Origin of the sequence: Listeria grandensis FSL F6-0971 (assembly GCF_000525835.1) — a bacterium.
GTDB lineage: Bacteria > Bacillota > Bacilli > Lactobacillales > Listeriaceae > Listeria_A > Listeria_A grandensis.
Window position 1 is genome coordinate 20,121 of record NZ_AODD01000019.1, and the last position, 21,016, is coordinate 41,136.

Genomic DNA, 21,016 nt, shown 5'->3' on the forward strand with positions numbered 1-21,016 from the left:
AAACGCCCGACTTTTTCCATTTTGAAAAGGGGAACCAAAAATGAATTTTAAAAAAAATAATGGCTGGTCTAAGCTTAGCTTTCCTTCTTGTCTTAGCCGGTTGTGGTGCGCAAACTACGTCTGAGAAAGCGGCGCAAAAACCAGAATACATAGCAACGGACGCGACTGGGGCTAAAATGGAGCTCAGCGTGAAACCGAAAAAAAATTGTTTCGCTTATCCCAAGCAACACCGAAATTCTGTACCGTCTTGGGCTCGGAGATAAAGTTATTGGCGTTACGTCGAGCGATGATTATCCGTCCGCTGTCAAAAAACTACCTGTCGTTGCGACAACAGAGATTAATGTGGAGAAAATCATCAGCATGAAACCCGACCTAGTTCTTGGCCATGCCTCGATGATGAGCTATAACAAAGACGCCTATGATCAAATCAAAAAAGCAAACATTCCAGTATTCGTTGTATCGGATGCACAAACTTTCGACGCGGCCTATAAAACGTTCACGCAAATTGGTGACCTCACAGGAACGAGGAAAGAAGCAGACGAACTGGTCGCGTCGATGCAAGCGGCTAACAAGGTAGAGGAACGCGCGAGGAAAGTGAAAGCGAAAGTCTGGCTAGAAATCAGTCCAGATCTATACACAGCAGGCCAAGATACCTTCATTAACGAAATGTTGACCAATATTCAGGCTAAAAACATCGTCACTGAAAAAGGCTACCCACAATATAGCGAGGAACAAGTCATTAAAGCTGCCCCCGATGTTATTATTACGATCTATCCCAATGCCAAACAAGAAATTGCGAAACGATCGGCTTGGAAAAACATCCCTGCTGTCAAAAATAATCGCATCTACGACATCGATCCATCTATCGTGAGTCGACCAGGACCGCGTTTGATAGAAGGACAAGAAGCACTTTTCAAAGCAATTTATCCGTAAAATTCGAGCAAAAATAAAGATCTTACTTTACAAACGCCTACTTTTGAGGTAATTTAACATAAGGTGGGTTTTTATTTTTTAAGAAGACTCACTAGAAATACGAAGAAACTGACTTACATTTACGGAAGAATCGACTAAACAGCAACGACAGATATGCAACATAGAAATGCGTAAACGACATCATTATGTGACTTTTTCTAGAGCGAAAGGGTGGAGCCTATACGATATAGAGCAAGTGATTTTCGGTTACGGAAAGTAGATAACCGCATTATTATTCCGGAAAGAAGTGTTTTTGTGAAACAAGTATTAGAAGTCCTAAAAGAACAATTTAAGTACGCGCCAATGATTTTTCGAATTGCGCGTTATGAAGATAAAGCCACTTACCAAAGCCATTATTTAGGCCTTGCGTGGCAAATATTAAATCCATTAATTCAAGTTGCGATTTACTACTTTGTATTTGGATTCGCGATGCGCGGTAAATCAGGCGTGGAAGGTGCAAGCTATATCGAATGGATGCTAGCCGGTATCATTCCATGGTTCTTTATCAGCGCGATTATCCTGCAGGGAGCAAATAGCATTTTCAATAAAATACACTTGGTTTCCAAAATGAAGTTCCCGATGAGCGTCATGCCAAGTATCACAATCGTATCCAATCTTACTAGCTATGTCACCATGATGATCATCTTTTTTGCCTTGCTTTTCGTAAAAGGAGCACCCGTTTCGATGTATTGGGCTCAATTTTTCTATTATTTCGTGGCGATGATTGCGTTTCTTTTCAGCGTCACGTTACTAAATGCAACGATCAGCGTACTCGTTCGTGATTATTACGTGATGCTACAGTCCGTCATGCGCGTCCTTTTCTACGTTTCCGGCGTTGTTTGGAATTTAAACACAATGCTTCCAGTTTGGGTTGTAGACCTTTTGAAGCTAAACCCAATCGTTTATATTTTGAACGGTTTTCGAGATAGTTTTGTCGGGCATAAAGGCTTTTGGCAAGAACCGTCCTACACGGTCTACTTCTGGCTGATCACGCTCGTCTGTCTGTACGTAGGATCCGTATTACACATGAAATTCCGCGAACGTTTCGTGGATTATTTATAGGAGGTAAGGACAAATGGCAAAAAATATCAAAGTAGCGTTCAAACATGTGTCCAAAGAATATGACCTCTACCAAAATAAATCCGACAAAATCAAAGGCCTATTCTTGCCTAAAAACAAGCAACGACAATCTTTCTGGGCACTGCGCGACGTCAATTTCAACATTCACGACGGCGAAACAGTTGGGCTAATTGGGATTAACGGTTCTGGAAAATCAACCATTTCGAACATCATGTCCGGCGTTATCCCACCAACCCAAGGCGAGGTTGTCATCAACGGTGAAACCTCGCTAATCGCGATCGCAGTCGGCTTAAAAGGCCCGCTCACCGGTTACGAGAACGTCCGCTTAAAACTGCTTATGCACGGCTTAAAAACGTCCGAAATTGATGCCTTGATGCCAAGTATTATCGATTTTGCAGACATTGGCGACTTCATGAACCAACCGATCAAAAATTACTCTAGCGGGATGCGTTCCCGTCTAGGTTTTGCGATTTCAGTTCACACCGACCCCGATATTCTGGTTATTGACGAAGCACTATCCGTAGGTGACCAAACATTTTACAAGAAATGCGTGGACAAGATTACTGAATTCAAAGAAGCCGGCCGTACGATCGTGTTCGTCAGCCATTCACTCGGACAAATGAAGAGTTTGTGTGATCGGATTATCTGGATGCATTACGGTCAAATCCGCGAAATGGGAGAAGCCCAAGAAGTAGCCGACAAATACGACGAGTTCGTACGCTGGTTCAACGGCCAATCCAAATCCTACAAAAAAGAATACCAGGACGACTTCAAACGCAAACAGAAACGTCCACAGAAGGTGATCTATCCGAATCCAAGCGCTAACAAATACAAACTCAGCTGGTTCGATAAGATCGCGTTGACGGTGCTCATTGCGCTGGCGATATTCTTTGGATATTGCGTTGGAACGGGGCAATCGGTGCTGGGGATGTTCAAGGCGAGCGATGATGGACATCCAGCGGTGACACAAACCGTCAAAAGCACAGAACTAGGAAAGACCAAACAACTTTATTAGTTTGTGAAGAAATAGTATAATGAAAGCAGGCAGCTCATGTCTGCTTTTTATATAGGAAAGGATTGTGAACAAAACGAGATGAGAACAATTGCGATACTAGGCAGTTCTGCTACCAGACATAATTTCAATACCATTTTCAACGCAAACTATAAAAAGAAATTTGAATGCGTACTTATGCAAAATCAAAGCTCGATTATCTCGATGGCTTCTACAAAACGATCAAATCCAGTGATCAAAGAAGATGGGTTCAATAAATATGACGAAGAATCCGTTTCGACCGATTTCACAAAAACTTTTTTTTAACGACCTGGCCGAAGTACAACCAGATACAATCATCATTGACTTATTCGCCGATGCCCATTTTGGCGTTATAGAAGTAGAGCCCGGCGAATACATCACGGATAACCGCTGGAAACTTTGGCGGACCACTTACTATAAGAATGAATTAAAGGATAAAGCCCCGAAACTAACGATTGATACAGATAAAGAGAAGTATCTTGAAGTATTCAAAAAATCTTGGGATACAGTACTGAAAAAGTTAAAAGAAGCAGCGCCAAAGAGCAAAATAGTGCTTCATGAAATTCAGAATGTAAAAGAATATTATAACTTTGATGATAAGAAATATAACCTGATCAATTCAGGGAAAGTCATGAAAATAGATACCGACTTGTATAACCAAACACTTCAAGAAATGCATGCTTATATAGAAGCGAGCGATAGTTCTATTGAAGTTATCAATCTGTTTGCAGGTCGTGAGCTGTATTTAAGCTTTGATGAACATCCATGGGGTCTATTTTATGTACACTACACAATGGATTATTACGTCTCGTTTCTAGACCAACTCATTGCTATTGAGAAAAAAGAAAATTGGATGGACCATATCAAACGCAAGAATTATCGCAGAACAGCAATTAAATAACAATGAAACATCTGAGCCAAGTCTTTTCTCAAGATTTTTTTTGTCATGTTTAAAATAGGGACGGGGACTGGCTACATGGATATTTCGTTTAGGTGACAATTAATAAATATTTTAAATAATTTTACTAAATCAGGGAGGTTGAAGCCAATATTATTTGGCAGGGTGATTGATTTCCTGGTATAAAATATGTAGGTTATAGTACGACTACATTAAAATTTTGAAGGAGGAATTAGTAGTGCTTTTTCCCATATTTGATTGGACTGATACTCTATGGGGAATACTTGGCCCGTTAATTTTTCTGCTCTTGCTAACAGGTGTAATTCAATACGTAAGACAAAACTATAGAAATAAGCATTAATCAATAATGCTGGACCTGCTTATCGTTAGTTCGTATTTGAGAGTAGTATTATATTAATGGGCAGAGGAGTGCTTGCTTTGTCAGGTATAGATTTGTATTTACAAATTGGAATCCCGCTGATTATTGCGTTTAAAGTATTAGTGATCGCTGCTGTAGTATATGGCTTGTTTCCACTAAGAAAAATCGCTAACAAACAGCAACTGGTTAGGAGGTCCATCGATGCAATATCGTAAAATGATAAATATTCATAATTGAACTCGCTGAATTTAAATAGAAATGACCTAGGATCGCTCAGCTTCTAGGTCATTTTTTTGCATCCAATCCCATTTTCCACCACACTTATTCAGGACTTTCCTTTTGCCTGCAAATCTTTTCTGTTATAATGATTAAGTATGTAAAAAAAACAATGAGGATGTAGAAAAATATGAAATTATTAACAATTTCGGTACCTGCTTACAATGAAAGCGAGGTATTGCCACATTTATACGATCGTATTAAGGAAGTGATGGCGACCGTTTCGGATCGTTATGATTACGAGCTTTTGTTCATCAATGATGGTAGTTCGGATAGTTCGGTTCAAATTATGAAAGAGTTGCGTGCCAAGGATTCTCGGGTTTCTTACGTAGATCTTGCTCGTAATTATGGGAAAGAAATCGCGATGGCTGCGGGGTTTGATTACGCAAAGGGTGATGCGATGGTCACAATGGACGCTGATTTACAACATCCGCCAGAGTTAATCCCTGAAATGTTACTGCTATGGGAACAGGGCTATGAGGATATTTACGCGAAAAGGAAAATTCGTGAAGGGGAAACATGGCTGAAAAAGTACACCTCCAAGAAATACTATCAATTGCTACAAAAAATGTCGAAAACGCCAGTGCTTCCAGATGCTGGTGATTTCCGCTTACTTGACCGCCGTTGCATCGACGCGCTTAAAAAGTTACGGGAAACACAACGTTATTCCAAAGGCCTTTACAGTTGGATGGGATTCAAGAAAGTAGAAATTGAATTTGATGCAGCGCCACGCCTTGCCGGAGAAACAAAATGGAATTATGGTTCGTTGTTCAATCTTGCTTTAGAAGGAATGACATCATTCACCACCACGCCACTCAAAATCTCCTCCATCTTAGGATTTGTCGTGTCGATTGCTGCTTTTATTTATATGATATACATATTCATCGCAACGCTTGTAACGGGGAATGCCGTCGAAGGTTTTCCAACGCTGATGATTGTTATTTTATTCTTAGGTGGAATTCAGTTGATTTCAATCGGGATTATCGGGGAATATTTAGGTCGGATTTTTAATGAAGTGAAAGGTCGTCCGCTTTATTTCGTAGAAGAATACAACGATGAGAGAGAGCAGATAAAATGACAAAAATAAAAGATTTAATCGCTAATTTCAGAAAAGAACATGCCAATTTGTACAGCATTATCATGTATATTATCATGGGTGGTTTTACGACTGTTGTAAACATTGTGTCATTCTGGCTATGTAATTCCGTTCTAGGAATTGACTACGTTACTTCGAATACGATTTCTTGGATCGCGTCTGTAATTTTTGCTTATGTAACGAATAAACGCTACGTATTTGAAAGTTACACACCGACCTGGAAAGACCGTGTGCGCGAAGCCTCGTCGTTCTTTGGTTTCCGTTTTTTGACGTATTTGGTCGATTTGGCAGTCATGGTAATACTGATCAGTGGTTTAGGAACGAATGCGCTGATAGCAAAGATTTTGACAAATGTCATTGTGCTCGTGTTGAACTATGTATTTAGTAAATGGATAATATTTAAAATTAGGAATTAAAAAAGGTAGGTTAATTATGATTCGTACAGAGAGAAATTGGAAAGTATTAAGTTTAGTAAGTTTTGTTGCCTTTATGTTTTATCTATATATTGCTTTTAGAACACCTTTGACGCATGATGATTGGACTTGGGGAATTGCAGAGGGGATGAAACGATTCCACAATGGTTTTGCGGATTATAATGGTCGGTATCTTGGAAATGTAGTGGAAATACTTATTACGCGTGTGGATTGGTTTCGTATTTTGATGATGGGAGCATTTGGTGCGATGATGGTTGTTATTCCAGCTGTCATAGCCAAAACAAATTCGATAGGCGTCTATTTACTTAGCTTCCTATTGTTCCTTATTGTGCCTGCGAATATGTTTGCTCAGACTTACGGTTGGGCCGCTGGATTTGCGAATTACAATACGGCAGCAATTTGTATCTTGGTATACTTACTAATCGTGAAGAATGTATTTTACGATAAAGTGCCGAAGTACAATATTTTCTTAACGATTTTTGCTGTGCCACTGGGTGTGTGCTCACAGTTATTTGTAGAACACGCAACGCTCTTTAATATTATTGCAGGGATATTTGTTATCATCTTGGCATTTGTGAAGTTCCGCAAGTTTTTCCTATTCCATATTCTTTACCTTGTGTCAGCGATCGCTGGTGCTGTTTGGATGTTTTCAAATGGAGCTTACGCCAAAATATTTAGCGGGGACGACGCTTATCGTACGGTCGATCGCGATATGGGCTTTTTCGAGAAAATTTATGATATTTTCAAGACGACGATGTATCAGTTCTTAGTGATGAATAATGTCGGATTAAATATCGTTCTGGGTATTATCGGAATTGTTGTATTGGTGAAAGTAGCTCAAAATATTTCAACGGTTCAACTTATTTTCAAAAATCTATTTATCGTTATTTTAACGATTTATCCATTGTATCGCCCGATTGTGGATCAAGTATTTCAAATTGCATCGGCGGATACACAAACATTTGAAGCCTATTTCTCACTAGTCTTTTATCTGGTATTAGTCGCTACGGTGATTATGTTTATCCCAGGAAGTAATTTAAAAACCGAATTATCATTTTACTTATTATCTGTGGTTACGTTGGCAGCACCGCTTTTCTTTGTGACACCAGTCGGTCCGCGTAATTTTATTATTTGTTACATGTTCTTCGTTCTGTTTGCAGTAAGAATTGTGCATTTTATGTATGATGAGAACTACTTGGATCTTCGAGCGGCTTATGTACCGCTATGTTCGCTTGTGCTTGTATTCATGATTGCCTTTATGTACATGTTTACGCAAATCGGGCGTTCCGATGATGCACGTATTGCGAGTGTTAAGGCGCAAGCCGAGTCAGGTGCAAAAGTGGTTACATTGAAGCGTCTGCCATATCAGCAGTATTTATGGATGAGTACACCGATTGTTCCTAGCTATCAAGCAGAGAATTTCGTGATTTATTACAATTTACCTAAAGGCACAACGCTAAAAATAGTTCCAGCAAAAACCACAAAATGACGCAAATGTAATGTTGTTTTCAGCCTCCAGATGTGAAATAATAGAGATGTACGCAAATTATTTCAAGGAGGTAAAGGTCAATCAGAAAAAAAATAGCAATAGTAGCGTTGGGAGTTGTTGCAACGTGCGCGGTTTTCATTATGAAGGAACCGTTAAAAGCAGAAGCTGCCACCACATCTTCGTGGGAGGCCAGTTATTACGGCAATAAGACGCTATCTGGTACCCCAGTCCTGAAACAAACGGAGAAGGAACTTCATCTTGATTGGGGCTATGGCTCACCACATGCACAGCTTCCAGTGGACGGGTTTTCTGCGACATTCCGTAAAAATATTATAGTCACCACTGCTGCAGATTATCGGATTATTGGTCGTGCCGATGATGGTATTCGTGTGTATGTGGATAACAAATTGGTATATGACGATTTTAAGCCAAGTATGGCCAATCTGAATATGACAATCCCGCTCACAGCTGGGACACACGAAATCCGCATCGACTATCTGGAAGCGGGGGGCGCAGCTTATATCACCGCGGATTTGGTTCGCGCGGATGAATGGCACGGTGTTTATTTTCCAAATAACAACATGACGGGAAGTGTGAAACTAACCGAAAAGATTGGGAATAAGTCGTACTTAAATAAAGTATGGGGCTACGGCTCACCGGGTAGTGGTATTGGTGTCGACAATTTTAGTGCCTTCTACTCGAAGCAATATGATATCACTGAAGCTGGTAATTATCGCTTTGTTGGAAAAGTAGATGATGGCATGCGAATTTACGTAGATGGAAAGGCGATTGTGAACAGTTGGGATTCTTTTCAGGATAATCTGAATGTTACTCTACCGCTCACAAAAGGCAAACACCAAGTCACTGTGCAGTACCGCGAGAAGTCTGGAGCGGCTCATTTACAAATGAACCTCGTGAAGGCAGGCGCATGGTATGAACAGTATTTTAATAATACGACTTGGGGACTGAACTCAGTCTACACGGCAGTTGGTTCAGGATCGAATAAACTGACGCATAACTGGGGCACAGGCTCGCCAAATGCAAGCGTAAATAAAGACAATTTTACAGGTATTATGGATAAACAGGTCGAGGTAGCAACGGCTCGCGATTACCGGATCATTGGGAATGTAGATGATGCGGCGGCCATTTATGTAGACGGCAAACTCGTGACGAATTTAACGACACGCGGTGAGTTTAATACAGTGGTTTATTTATCCAAAGGAACACACGATGTTCGGATTAAATTTAAAGAAGCGACGAGCACGGCATACCTCAATTTTAACGTGATTGACGCAAATGTCTGGTACGCAAAATACTATCCAAATGAAACCGTATCTGGCTTCCCTTACGCTTTTGATGAGGTGACGGGGACAACAACGCTTGCGAAAAACTGGGGAACTGGTTCACCGAATAGCGCTGTACCAAACGATCATTTCTCTGCGCGGATACACCGCCAAATCGAAGCAACAGAAGCAGCTCACTATCGTTTCTACGGTGATGCGAAAGACGAAGCGATCATTTACATGGACGGTAAAAACATGGGTACTGTCTCCGGTCAATACAATCAAGTGATCTGGGTTCCAAAAGGAAAACATGCAATCACGGTTGTTTATAAACATAAAACCGGCACAGCATCGATGAACATGAATATCGAAAAACTGGATAAATGGTTTGCTCGCTACTACAAAAACACCAACCTTACGGGTGACTATGTAGCGAAGCTCTACGACAACCAAACCGCGTTTTATCAAAACTGGGCCTACGGTAGTCCTGATCCAGCGATTCCAAATGATAACTTCTCTGCGGTCATTGAGAAGCAGTATTATGCTGCCAAAGCGCAAAACTACAATATTGTAGGGCGCGCCGATGATGGTATGCGTGTGACGATTGATGGCAAGGTTGTTTTTGATAACCGCAATCAAACGTACGTGCGAGAGGAAAACTATGTCATTCCGCTAACACAAGGAATGCATAATGTGAAAGTGGAGTATGTCGAACGTACAGGTGCAGCATCGGTTGATTTTAATATTTTACCGGCAAGTACATGGTTAGCGCGATATTACCCAACAGATAGCTTCTCTGGACGTCCTGTCTATAAAACAATGAGCACTATTAATGATAACTGGGGAGCAGGCAGCCCAGACCCAAGCATTCCAAGTGACCGCTTCACGGCTCGCTATGAAGCAACATTAAACATGGCGAAAGACGGTAACTATGAAATAGCAGGTCGCGCTGATGATCGTATCCGCGTAAAAGTAGATGGTCAAGTCGTTTATGAAGCTTGGATGGCAGGCTTAAACAATTACAAAGAAACGATTCCGCTCACAAAAGGAAATCATAAATTTATCATTGAATATATGGAAGATACAGGTTCAGCAGCACTATCGTTTAACATTAATTACATTACAGGTATCGAAAAGAACTACCGGACACAATCGTATAGCTCTACCCTTGCCGCAGCGCTAGCGAAACAAATGGCTGGCTCTACACCACCGCAAACCAGTGTCAAACCGCCGAACAATTACGTTCGTAGCAATTTTGTCACGTTAAATGCAGGTGGGGCAACAGGTAAAACAACGGCTGCAACGAGTGTTCGTGATGCGGCAAATCCAAATGCGTTCTTAGTTGGACCGCTCGCGAAAGATGTAACGATCACCATTACTGGGACTGTCACAGGAACCGATGGCGCGAAATGGTATAAATTCAACTACACACGTGCTTGGGTGAATGCTTATCAAAAAGATGTGCAATACTATATGAATCCAAACAATTTCGCAAAAGATTCGAAGGAGTATTTGCAATTCCTTGTTCTGTCGAAACCAGCAGGGATCAACACGGCAGAAGTGAATAGTAAAATCCTCGTAAATAAAGGAATCTTAACTGGCCAAGGTGCAAGCTTTGCGACGGCTGCGAAAACATATCAGGTTAACGAAATTTATCTGATGTCACATTCGATACTGGAAACTGGTCACGGTTCTTCACAGCTTGCAAACGGCGTACTAGTAAGCTCTGTTGGTGGACAGCCAGTAACACCAAAACTGGTATATAACATGTATGGTATTGGTGCAGTAGATAGTAATCCTTTAAAAGGTGGTTCCGAGTATGCCTATAAACAGGGTTGGGATACACCAGAAAAAGCAATTATTGGTGGTGCACAGTTCGTAGCACAAAACTACGTAGCGAAAGGGCAAGATACACTCTATAAAATGAGATGGAATCCTGCAAACCCTGGTGTTCATCAATATGCAACGGATATTAAATGGGCGACAAGTCAGACGACAAATATGTATAATATGTATAGCTTGCTCACAAGTTATATTCAAGATTACGAGATCCCAAAATATCAATAACAAAAAAATGCTTGGCGTTTCAGGTTTGACCTGAGGCACCAAGCATTTTTGTTATTTTTTTCTTTTTTCGCGTCGTTTTTATGAATATCCTTGTATAATTCATCAATCAATGCAGAAACTTCATCCTTGATCTCTGGATGTTTCAGCGCGAATTGCATCGTCGTTTTAATGAATCCAAATTTATCACCGACATCGAAGCGCTCGCCTTCAAAGTCATACGCGAAAACACGTTGGATTTCATTGAGACGGTTGATGGCATCCGTTAATTGAATCTCGCCGCCGGCACCGGGTTCTTGGGTTTCTAAGAAATCAAAAATTTGTGGTGTCAACAAGTAGCGACCAAGAATCGCTAAATCAGATGGTGCTTTTGCTGGATCTGGTTTTTCCACAAATCCTTTAACATTATATAGACCCTTACTGTATTCGTTTAGCGGATCAATGATACCATAACGATATGTTTCTTCATGCGGCACGTGTTGTACACCGATGACAGAACTATGCGTTTTTTGGTATTGGTCGATGAGTTGTTTCGCACAAGGTGTTTTGGATTCTACAATATCATCGCCTAGCATAACGATAAATGGCTCGTTACCAACAAACCCTTTCGCTTGTAAAATCGCGTCGCCGAGACCTTTTGGCTTTGATTGGCGGATGAAATGTAAGTTGATGTTTGTCGTTTCTTCGATGAGATGTAGCAATTCTAGTTTATTTTTTTCGCGTAGGTTATTTTCTAATTCAGGAACGGAATCGAAGTGATCTTCAATCGCGCGCTTTCCTTTACCGGTAACAATCAAGATATCTTCAATTCCTGATGCTACAGCTTCCTCGACGATATATTGAATCGTTGGTTTGTCTACAATCGGTAAAATTTCTTTTGGCATCGCCTTCGTTGCTGGTAAAAAACGAGTTCCAAGACCCGCAGCAGGAATGACCGCTTTTCTTACTTTCATAATGGCATTCTCCTTCAAAATATATTCGTCTATATGCATTCATTATACGGTATAAATGCGTGGTGTGACAAGTATTTGCGTGTAATGCAGTTAACAAATTGTTAACGGGTAGCGAAAGGGACTATTTTTGAATGGAGGTACCCTTGACATTTCACGTTAATTGTAATAGATTGAGAATGATAAATAAAAGTTTTAAGGGAGAAATAGAATGCTCTATGAGATCGTAAAACCAGCTGCAATAACAGAACCTAAAGTCTCGGTCGTTATTCCAGTATATAATGTTATTCGCTACATTGATGAAACCATTGAATCTTTACTTAACCAAACACTAAAAGAAGTGGAAATTGTGCTTGTGGACGATGGCTCTTCGGATGGTAGTTTAGAAAGAATTATCGAAATTGCAAATGAACATAACAATATTTGTGTTGTGAAAGAACCGAATGCGGGACCGGGAACGGCGCGTAATAACGGTTTAGCTGTTGCTCGAGGCAAGTATATCAGTTTTGTTGACTCCGATGATGTGTTGCCAGAAAAGGCGCTTGAAATCATGTATCATGCTGCAGAAACAGAACAAGTTGGCGTTGTGACGGGGATTTCTGTAAGTTTCAACAGTAATCGTTCGTGGTTTATTGGCGGACATTTCACGAAAGGCGTTTTCAAGAAGGGCCGTAAAACCCTTGTGAAAAACCCGGAAATGCTTTACACACTTGGACCTTGTAATAAATTGTATCGCGCAGACGTGGTGAAAGATATCAGTTTCCCTACATCTATTAAGGTTGCTGAGGATCATCCGTTTGTTTTAGAGGCTTATTTGAAGTCTGGAGATCTGTATACGGTTGATGAGATTATTTACAACTATCGCGCGCGCGAAGATGAAGCGGACGTTTCGCTGTCACAAATCGTAAAATCAGATCCTTACGTGAGCTTTAAAGATATCATTGAAAGTACGAAATTATCCGACCCGCTATTCTCGAAATACGTGACCAATCCAATCGCTTTGGCGAAAATTCGGACGGATTACTATGACCGGATTGTGTCTACGGATATTTGGCCGGCGTATAAAGGGATCATGATGGAAGGCAATGCTGGGACGCAGGTGAAGATGTTCGATTCTTTTTACGAATTGATCGATTCGATGGATCTTAATCTTTACAACAGTTTAGGCGTATTGCAGCGTTTACTTACTTTTGAAACGATTAATCGTTATACGTTTATTAAAGAAAAAGCGCGACCGAACTATTTGCGTGTGTTGAAGTTGGCATACAGCAAGCTTGACCCAGGTTCGATGAATAAATTGTTATCGTCTGACTATCCGCAAGAAGTGCGTGCGGGGCAAAAAGCGGCAAATCGCAATTCAGTACAACCAATCTACAATCGTCTAGCGGTTCGTAAAGCGGGAACGTTGATTTCATCGGCTTTTCAAAAGATCGTTGTCGGTTCTTGGAAGAAAGTGCAAGACGTATCGCGTAATTTCTACGCACGCCGAATCGCTTTTCCAATTTATAAATTAGGACAAAAACAAGATAAAATCGTATTTTTGACGAATAAGCACGATGTGTTGGCAGACTCGTTTAAAGCGGTTTATGATGAAGTTTTAAGGCAGAAGCCGGATTACGAAGTGGTAGGTTACTTGAAGCAACCGAAACGCTCGCTTCGTGAATTGTTATCGTTGTATAAAGATGTGGCAACGGCGAAATATGTTTTTTTAGATGATTATTACCGTCAAATGTACGGCTTGACGACTGGTAGTGGTACCGAAGTGATTCAGCTTTGGCATGCGGCGGGAGCGTTTAAGAAGTTCGGCTTTAGCTCTATTGGATACGCCGATAGCAATACGGAAAGCTTTGAACGAGGCGCACATAAAAATTATACGAAAGTCGTTGTGTCATCTAGCGAAATCGTGCCATTTTATGCCGATGCCTTCGATGTTCCTGAAAACGGTGTAGTGCCTTTAGGTGTACCAAGAACGGATCGCTTTTTCAATGAAGATTACAAAGCCTTCATCAAAGCGTCATTCTTAGGGAAATACCCGCATTTGAAAGGAAAAAAAATAATCACGTACGCACCGACATTCCGCGGTGGACCCGGTGAGCGTCAAAACTTTGTGATGAATCTAAACATTCGCCGTTTGGCGGAAGAGCTTGGCGATGAATACGCGCTGATTTTGAAAATGCATCCATCGGTGACGCGTGGCGTGGGTGTACCATTTGATTTACAAGAGTTCGCGTTTAATATGAGTCGCGAAGATATCAATGATGTTCTCATCAATACCGATATTTTGATTACCGATTATTCTTCTGTTGTGTTTGACTTCTCAATTATGGAAAAACCGGTATTATTCTATGCGTATGATTTGGAGAATTATCTTGGTGAGCGCAATTTTTATTATGATTACGAGGAGTTCGTTCCAGGCCCGATTGTGCGGACGAATGATGAAATTATTAGTGCCATCGAGACGAATGATTTTGACCTAGATAAAGTCCGTGCTTTCAAAAATCGCTTTTTCGATGACTTGGATGGTAAGGCGGCAGAACGGATTGTTCGTGAATTAATCAAGTAAAGTTCGGCGGGGCGGCAAGCAATCATTTGTCGTCCTGTTGTGGTTGGTGGATGAAGAAGTTTTTAAAGAAAATTTATGTTACAATAAAACTGTAGACAATAAAAAACAGTTAAAGGAGATTAGAGAATGATATACGCTCAAATTTTAGCTGGAGGAAAAGGTACGCGGATGGGAAATGTCAGCATGCCAAAACAATTTCTATCCTTGAATGGCAAACCCATTATCGTACACACTGTGGAGAAATTTATTCTGAATAACCGCTTTGACAAGATTATTATTTCGTCTCCGAAAGAATGGATAAATCACGCGGAAGATAATATTAAGAAATATGTATCCGATGATCGTGTTGTTGTGATTGAAGGCGGTGCGGATCGAAATGAAACAATTATGAATGGCATTCGTTATATCGAGTCGAATTTTGGCCTAACGGATGACGATGTTATTATTACTCATGATGCTGTGCGTCCATTCTTGACACATCGCATCATTGAAGAAAATATTGATGCAGCGCTAGAAACTGGCGCGGTTGATACGGTTATCGAGGCGATTGATACAATTGTAGAGTCGTCAAATCATGACTTTATTACGGACATCCCAGTTCGTGACCACATGTATCAAGGCCAAACACCACAAAGTTTCAATATTAAGAAGCTGTACAGCCATTATCAAGACTTGTCCGCAGATGAGAAACAAATTTTGACGGACGCATGTAAGATTTGCTTGCTCGCAGGAGACCGTGTGAAGCTCGTGAAGGGCGAAATCTTCAATATTAAGATTACAACGCCATATGATCTGAAAGTGGCAAATGCGATCATTCAGGAGCGTATAGCCAATGATTAATCAAGTATACCGACTAGTATCGGAGCGACAATTCGAAGTTGCCAATGTGGATGAGTCTTTGAATGAAGAAGTAGTCGTTATTCGCCCTACCTATTTATCGATTTGTGCGGCTGACCAACGCTATTATACCGGTTCTCGCGGAAAAGAAATGCTCTCGAAAAAATTACCGATGGCGCTTATTCACGAAGGAATCGGTGAAGTCGTATATGATGCAACAAAAGAGTTCAAACCAGGCACAAAAGTAGTTATGATACCAAACACGCCAATGGAAACCGATCCAATCATCGATGAGAATTATTTGCGTTCCAGCAAGTTTCGTTCGAGTGGCTACGACGGTCTCATGCAGGACTACGTGTTCATGCGTCGCGACCGGATTGTTGTTTTACCAGATGATGTTAATCCGAAAGTTGCAGCGTTTTCTGAGTTGATTTCTGTCGCGGTTCACGCGATTTTACGCTTTGATCAAAAAGCAAACGAAAACCGCGCCTCATTCGGTGTTTGGGGCGATGGTAACCTAGGATTCATCACATCCCTAATACTTAAAAATTGGTATCCAGAAAGCAAAGTATACATTTTTGGAAAGACACCATATAAATTAGATTTCTTCTCGTTTGTGGACGGAGCCTTTTCGATTGATGATATTCCGGCTGATTTAGTGATCGACCAAGCGTTCGAATGCGCAGGAGGGCGTGGAAGTCAGTATGCTGTGAGTCAAATTATCGATCTGATCAAACCCGAAGGAACGATTTCTTTGTTAGGCGTTTCCGAGTATCCGATTGAATTCAACTCGCGGATGGTATTAGAAAAAGGGCTGACCGTTTATGGCAGCAGTCGAAGCGGTCGCGTTGATTTTGAGAAGACTGTAGAGTTTCTATCAGAAAATAAGCGAGCAGTAGAATATTTGCAGAATCTAGTTGGCGAAGTGCATAAAGTCAAGTGCATACAAGATGTGATAGAAGCATTCGAAGCTGATTTGCGAAGTCCTTGGGGTAAGAGCGTAATGGAGTGGAAGATATAAAGTGCTGAAGAAGCCCGTTAGACCCGAAAGAAATTGTTAGGGGGCGCAGTGAAAACCCGATTTTGGTTTTTGCGGAGGCACCGAAATTTCCGAGGGTCTGGCTTCTGAAGCTGGATTTGAAGATGGCGAGACATGATGCAGAGCAAGGAACGATTACTCACTCTGTTCCTAAGTTTGTAGATGGGTTCCAATGTTTTGCGTCATAAGAGCCACTGATGGATTACATGCTCACGTTGTTCGCATGCATATTGAGGCTCTAAATCGGCAGGGGATGCCTCTTAAGAGCCTCAACAAAAGGGTTATATCCAGTACCACTAACGATATAACCCTATTTCAATGGGGTGAAAATAAATGAAGTTTGCAATAATAATACCGTTTTACAATGCGGAAAGCCGACTAGAGACTACTGTAGAAAGCGTCATCAAACAATCATACGGGTTTACTGAAAATATCCAAATTCTCCTTGTTAATGATGGAAGTACAGACACTAGTGGCAGTATCGCAGATTTATTAGTCAGAAAATATCCACAAAATATTTATCAAATCCATATTAAAAATGGCGGTCCAGCGCGTGCTAGAAATATCGGCTTGATGCATGTTAGAGATGATATTGATTTCGTTGGCTTTTTGGACGCAGATGATGTATATTCGTTACATATGATACGTGAAATGGCTCAGTTTGCACAGGAGCATCCAGAAATCAATATGATGGTGCCGCCATTTTATTATTTAGACGATTATGGCAGCCGGAAAAAGATCGGAGCACATAAACTGAATACTCGTTTCGAGCAAGGAAGCCGCGTTATTAACATTCAGCACGACTATGAAGCGATCCATTTTTATATTGGCGGTACTTTTTTGCGTTTTGATCGGTTAAAACAGTTGGCGTTTGATGAGTCGCTTCATTTCGGAGAGGATCAGTTGCTGATTACGAAGTTGTTGCTGGATGATGAGGAGTACGGAGTTGTCGCGGATGTTGGTTATTTTTATTATCGGGATTTGAAAGCGAAGCGCTCACTTGTGAGTAAATCGTGGCAGGATAAGTCGCGTTATCAGCCATTTTTAGAAGCGGTGTACCTGTCTTATATTCAGTTATCAAAGGCGAAATTTGGTACGGTTATTCCCTATGTACAGTATTTGATTAGCTACCATGCTAAATTGTATTTTTATAAAGAGAATATCTATTTTCGTGAGGTGCTGACGGACGTGGAGCAGGAAGCTTTTGTGCGCGCATTGCAATCCGTGCTTGGCGAGGTGGAGGAGCGCTATATTTGGGAGTTAGACGCCGCGCAACCCGTGAAGGAAATGATGTTATCGATTCGTAAAAAAGGCTGGCCGATCCAGTTTGAAGCCGCACCACTTGCGGAAATACCAATGATTTCTCTGCATAAAAAGTGGCGACGGAATGGGCATGCCGAATTGATTAGCGACATCGAAGAATCACGTATGGCATTGCCAGAAAAAAGTTTTTTTGCGGTGAAAACCTTGTTTACGACAAAACGGGCGAAGTTGACAAAACGCGAACAAGATTTACGAATATGGGACGTCGTTGTACGACCGGCAGGAACGATTTCTACCGCGAAAATTCGCCTAAGACCATGGGAATTGCGGGGAATATGGTTTTATCAAAATACAGAACGAAAAGTGGAGCTTGAACATTTCCATTTAACAACGGAGTTAAAACAGAAAGTAAAACGGCGACTAAAACTGAAACGAGCGCTGAATCAATAGAGATAAGAGGGTCAACAGATGGCAAAATTAATCCAAACAGTGTACTATTTTTTATTTTGGTTAGTCGGATTTTTACCACGAAAACAGCAATTAGTGATGTTTGAGAGCTTTTCTGGTAAGCAGTATAGTTGTAATCCACGTGCGATTTATGAATATATGAAAGAGCAGGAGCCGGAATATACGTTATTATGGAGTGTGAACCCGCGCTATACGAAGCTTTTCGAGGAACAAGGAGTTCCTTATGTGGCGCGTTTTTCAGTGAAGTGGTTATTGACGATGGGGCGGGCAAAATATTGGATTTCAAATAGCCGATTGCCGCTAGAGTTACCAAAGCCAAATAAGACGGTATACGTGCAGACTTGGCATGGAACGCCGCTGAAGAAGCTTGGCGTCGATATTGACGAAGTGCATATGCCTGGGCAAACAACGGCGCAATATAAGGCAGATTTTGTTCGAGAAGCGGCAAAATGGGATTATCTTATTTCGCCAAATGCATATTCGAGTAAGATTTTCCGCAGTGCGTTCGGATATCAGGGCGCTATGATTGAGTCGGGGTACCCTCGTAATGATGTGCTTTTTAGTCCAGATAAGGAACATTTGATGGCAGAAATTCGCGGAAAAATGGGGATTCCTGATGGTAAACGTGTTGTACTATACGCACCGACGTGGCGGGATAATGATTTCCACAAAGCTGGTGAGTATAAGTTTGACTTGAAGTTTGATGTTGCGGAAATGAAAGCGCGATTTGGCGAGGATATCGTGCTACTTGTGCGGATGCATTATTTGGTCGCCGAACAGTTTGATTTTGCGCAGTATGGCGATTTTATTCGAGACGTGTCGTCTTATGATGATATTCGTGATTTGTATCTTGTCAGCGATGTGCTGATCACGGATTATTCTTCGGTATTTTTTGATTATGCCAACTTGGATCGTCCGATGATTTTCTTCACATACGATTTGGCAGAATATCGCGATACATTACGAGGTTTTTATTTTGATTTTGAAAAAAAATGTGCCAGGTCCGCTCGTCGAAACAAGTGCGCAATTGATGGAGCAAATAGCAATGATATTGGAGCAACCAGCAGAGAGTAACAGCCAATTCTTCCAGCAATTTTGTGAATGGGAGGACGGGCACGCAGCGGAAAAAACTGTGAAAATCGTCTTTGAAAAGTAGGTGTCAGGATGAAAAATATAGCAATCAAGCTTTATATGATGATGATGCATGTGTTAGGTTTTGTATTTGGACGTTTTCCAATCCAACAAAAAGTGGTGATGTTGATCAGTTTTCCGGAAAATCCAGCAGCCATTTTGCGTGAGATGGAGAAATCGCATTTTACCCCGGAAACGATTGTTTTTTACGATCCACGCTTGAATGTGGACGGGATGGCGCGTAATTTTATGCGTTCTTTGCCGAAAACAAACGGAAATTTGATCAAATTAATGTTTCACTTGAGTACGGCTAAAGTGGTTGTGACGGATAATTATTTTGCAGAGTTAGCAGGTGTGAAATGGCGTGAGAACATGGAATGTGTGCAGATTTGGCATGCAGATGGTGCGCTTAAGAAATTTGGTTGGGAAGATAAGACTGCGCAAGAGCGTTCGGAATCCGATAAAAATCGTTTTCAAGCGGTATATAAGACTTTTTCGAAGGTATTGGCTGGTTCCGATGAGATGGGCGAAATTTTCAAACGGTCGTTCTTATTAAAGGATGAGCAGCTATTGAAGCTCGGCGTGCCAAGAACAGATTATTATTTTGATGAACAGGCAATTGAGCGAAATAAGGCTATCGGGCTTGAAAAATACAAGATTCAAGATAAAAAAGTACTTTTATACGCGCCGACGTTCCGTGATGAGGCTTTATCTGAAGCAAAGTTAGACCTTGATATTGCGGCAATGAAAGCTGCGCTAGGAAACGAGTACAAGCTATTATTGAAATTGCATCCGTCGATGATGACTGATTTAGCAAAACAAGCGGATGATTTTTGTGTGTATGTGGAGAAGGAGGCGGAACTGGAAGCGATTTTGCCGATAGTAGATGTGTTAATTACGGACTATTCTTCGATTCCGTTTGAATTTGCCTTTTTCGAAAAACCGATGATTTTCTTTGCCTATGATTTGAAGGCATATGATGCGAGTCGCGGATTGGCTGATGGGTACCTCGACACAATTCCAGGACCGCTTTGCAAGACGACGGCAGAAGTCATTGCGGCAGTCGAAAATCAAGCGATAAATGTGGATGAAATACGCGAATTTAGTGCCCGATGGAATAAATATTCAGACGGCGAATCAAGCAAGCGTTTTGTGGACTTTTTGCAGTCGGAAATGGCGAGAGAATAGGCTAGCGAAATGTATTTATTCTTGCTATACTGGTGACTAGGAAAGTAGGTGTTTTCATGAAAAAAGTGATTACATACGGCACATTCGATTTGTTGCATTGGGGTCATATCAAGTTGCTTGAGCGAGCGAAGGAACTTGGTGATTACCTAGTAGTCGCGATTTCTACAGATGAATTTAATCAGGTGAAGCACAAGGAAGCATACCATAGTTTTGAGCATCGCAAGCTGATTTTAGAGGCAATTCGGTATGTAGATGAAGTGATTCCTGAAAGCGATTGGGAACAAAAAATTCAAGACGTGCAAGATCACGATATCGATATTTTTGTGATGGGCGATGATTGGAAGGGCGAGTTTGACTTTCTGAAAGATTATTGCGAAGTTGTTTATTTACCGCGTACAAACGGTATTTCTACCTCCAAAATTAAAGATGATTTAAGCTGAAATTAGAATAAGCGCTACGAAAAAAGCGAGTCTTGGATTCCTTTTTTCGTGGCTTTTTTGTGCTCCCAAAAATCTTAAAAGTTCATTAAATCACCGCCAAAACCCTTGTTAAAAAGTTGATTCCGCTATATGC

15 protein-coding genes and 2 pseudogenes are annotated in these 21,016 nt (G+C 41.1%); 16 read left to right on the top strand and 1 reads right to left on the bottom strand.

Annotated features, from left to right (window positions below; translation table 11 throughout):
- Positions 1 to 59: 59 nt before the first annotated feature.
- The 9 genes and pseudogenes from PGRAN_RS11240 to PGRAN_RS15795 all read left to right on the top strand — a co-directional run bounded on the left by PGRAN_RS11240 (position 60) and on the right by PGRAN_RS15795 (position 11,007).
- Positions 60 to 933: pseudogene (locus tag PGRAN_RS11240) on the top strand (ABC transporter substrate-binding protein).
- A gap of 294 nt (positions 934 to 1,227) precedes the next feature.
- Positions 1,228 to 2,034: an ABC transporter permease gene (locus tag PGRAN_RS11245; protein WP_036067193.1), complete on the top strand. Its 807-nt coding sequence runs from the start codon at positions 1,228 to 1,230 to the stop codon at positions 2,032 to 2,034.
- 13 nt (positions 2,035 to 2,047) lie between these two features.
- Positions 2,048 to 3,067, top strand: coding sequence for a teichoic acids export ABC transporter ATP-binding subunit TagH (gene tagH / locus PGRAN_RS11250; RefSeq protein ID WP_036067194.1), 1,020 nt, complete (start codon positions 2,048 to 2,050; stop codon positions 3,065 to 3,067).
- Between the two features lie 256 nt (positions 3,068 to 3,323).
- Positions 3,324 to 3,986, top strand: a complete 663-nt coding sequence (locus PGRAN_RS11255) for a DUF6270 domain-containing protein (RefSeq protein WP_051998605.1) — start codon at positions 3,324 to 3,326, stop codon at positions 3,984 to 3,986.
- A gap of 435 nt (positions 3,987 to 4,421) precedes the next feature.
- Positions 4,422 to 4,577, top strand: a complete 156-nt coding sequence (locus PGRAN_RS16840) for a hypothetical protein (protein ID WP_159101142.1) — start codon at positions 4,422 to 4,424, stop codon at positions 4,575 to 4,577.
- A gap of 191 nt (positions 4,578 to 4,768) precedes the next feature.
- Positions 4,769 to 5,716: a glycosyltransferase family 2 protein gene (locus PGRAN_RS11260; protein WP_036067195.1), complete on the top strand. Its 948-nt coding sequence runs from the start codon at positions 4,769 to 4,771 to the stop codon at positions 5,714 to 5,716.
- Complete coding sequence (locus tag PGRAN_RS11265) at positions 5,713 to 6,150, top strand: GtrA family protein (protein WP_036067197.1); 438 nt, start codon at positions 5,713 to 5,715, stop codon at positions 6,148 to 6,150. Before PGRAN_RS11260 ends, PGRAN_RS11265 begins: the two co-directional genes overlap by 4 nt.
- 16 nt (positions 6,151 to 6,166) lie before the next feature.
- The gene (locus PGRAN_RS11270) at positions 6,167 to 7,657 is read left to right on the top strand and encodes a DUF6056 family protein (RefSeq protein ID WP_036067198.1); all 1,491 of its coding nucleotides are present in this window, start codon (positions 6,167 to 6,169) and stop codon (positions 7,655 to 7,657) included.
- Between the two features lie 140 nt (positions 7,658 to 7,797).
- Positions 7,798 to 11,007: a PA14 domain-containing protein gene (locus PGRAN_RS15795; protein ID WP_051998606.1), complete on the top strand. Its 3,210-nt coding sequence runs from the start codon at positions 7,798 to 7,800 to the stop codon at positions 11,005 to 11,007.
- Here PGRAN_RS15795 and galU read toward each other — a convergent pair.
- On the bottom strand, positions 11,001 to 11,957 hold the full coding sequence (galU, locus tag PGRAN_RS11280) for a UTP--glucose-1-phosphate uridylyltransferase GalU (RefSeq protein WP_077914672.1): 957 nt from the start codon (positions 11,955 to 11,957) through the stop codon (positions 11,001 to 11,003). The two genes, PGRAN_RS15795 and galU, sit on opposite strands and share 7 nt — an antisense overlap.
- 208 nt (positions 11,958 to 12,165) lie before the next feature.
- On the opposite strand from galU, the gene PGRAN_RS11285 reads away from it, so the two are divergent.
- From PGRAN_RS11285 to tagD, 7 genes and pseudogenes are all read left to right on the top strand, one after another.
- Entirely contained in the window at positions 12,166 to 14,517 is a 2,352-nt protein-coding gene (locus PGRAN_RS11285; RefSeq protein ID WP_036067200.1) for a bifunctional glycosyltransferase/CDP-glycerol:glycerophosphate glycerophosphotransferase, read from the top strand.
- Positions 14,518 to 14,643: 126 nt separating this feature from the next.
- Positions 14,644 to 15,357 (top strand): IspD/TarI family cytidylyltransferase, encoded by a 714-nt coding sequence (locus PGRAN_RS11290; protein ID WP_036067202.1) that lies wholly within the window; start codon positions 14,644 to 14,646, stop codon positions 15,355 to 15,357.
- Positions 15,350 to 16,375, top strand: coding sequence for a ribitol-5-phosphate dehydrogenase (locus tag PGRAN_RS11295; protein WP_036067203.1), 1,026 nt, complete (start codon positions 15,350 to 15,352; stop codon positions 16,373 to 16,375). Before PGRAN_RS11290 ends, PGRAN_RS11295 begins: the two co-directional genes overlap by 8 nt.
- A 351-nt stretch (positions 16,376 to 16,726) precedes the next feature.
- The gene (locus tag PGRAN_RS11300; protein ID WP_036067204.1) at positions 16,727 to 18,106 is read left to right on the top strand and encodes a glycosyltransferase family A protein; all 1,380 of its coding nucleotides are present in this window, start codon (positions 16,727 to 16,729) and stop codon (positions 18,104 to 18,106) included.
- 18 nt (positions 18,107 to 18,124) lie between these two features.
- A pseudogene (locus tag PGRAN_RS11305) lies at positions 18,125 to 19,280 on the top strand (CDP-glycerol glycerophosphotransferase family protein).
- Between the two features lie 8 nt (positions 19,281 to 19,288).
- Positions 19,289 to 20,443 (top strand): CDP-glycerol glycerophosphotransferase family protein, encoded by a 1,155-nt coding sequence (locus PGRAN_RS11310; protein ID WP_036067205.1) that lies wholly within the window; start codon positions 19,289 to 19,291, stop codon positions 20,441 to 20,443.
- 56 nt (positions 20,444 to 20,499) lie between these two features.
- On the top strand, positions 20,500 to 20,883 hold the full coding sequence (tagD, locus tag PGRAN_RS11315) for a glycerol-3-phosphate cytidylyltransferase (RefSeq protein ID WP_036067206.1): 384 nt from the start codon (positions 20,500 to 20,502) through the stop codon (positions 20,881 to 20,883).
- Positions 20,884 to 21,016 lie beyond the last annotated feature (133 nt).

Coding starts and splice junctions, on each gene's coding strand:
- tagH (WP_036067194.1), top strand. CDS start 2,048: ATGGCAAAAAATATCAAAGTAGCGTTCAAACATGTGTCCAAAGAATAT.
- PGRAN_RS11255 (WP_051998605.1), top strand. CDS start 3,324: ATGACGAAGAATCCGTTTCGACCGATTTCACAAAAACTTTTTTTTAAC.
- PGRAN_RS11260 (WP_036067195.1), top strand. CDS start 4,769: ATGAAATTATTAACAATTTCGGTACCTGCTTACAATGAAAGCGAGGTA.
- PGRAN_RS11265 (WP_036067197.1), top strand. CDS start 5,713: ATGACAAAAATAAAAGATTTAATCGCTAATTTCAGAAAAGAACATGCC.
- PGRAN_RS11270 (WP_036067198.1), top strand. CDS start 6,167: ATGATTCGTACAGAGAGAAATTGGAAAGTATTAAGTTTAGTAAGTTTT.
- PGRAN_RS15795 (WP_051998606.1), top strand. CDS start 7,798: ATGAAGGAACCGTTAAAAGCAGAAGCTGCCACCACATCTTCGTGGGAG.
- galU (WP_077914672.1), bottom strand. CDS start 11,957: ATGAAAGTAAGAAAAGCGGTCATTCCTGCTGCGGGTCTTGGAACTCGT.
- PGRAN_RS11285 (WP_036067200.1), top strand. CDS start 12,166: ATGCTCTATGAGATCGTAAAACCAGCTGCAATAACAGAACCTAAAGTC.
- PGRAN_RS11290 (WP_036067202.1), top strand. CDS start 14,644: ATGATATACGCTCAAATTTTAGCTGGAGGAAAAGGTACGCGGATGGGA.
- PGRAN_RS11295 (WP_036067203.1), top strand. CDS start 15,350: ATGATTAATCAAGTATACCGACTAGTATCGGAGCGACAATTCGAAGTT.
- PGRAN_RS11300 (WP_036067204.1), top strand. CDS start 16,727: ATGAAGTTTGCAATAATAATACCGTTTTACAATGCGGAAAGCCGACTA.
- PGRAN_RS11310 (WP_036067205.1), top strand. CDS start 19,289: ATGAAAAATATAGCAATCAAGCTTTATATGATGATGATGCATGTGTTA.
- tagD (WP_036067206.1), top strand. CDS start 20,500: ATGAAAAAAGTGATTACATACGGCACATTCGATTTGTTGCATTGGGGT.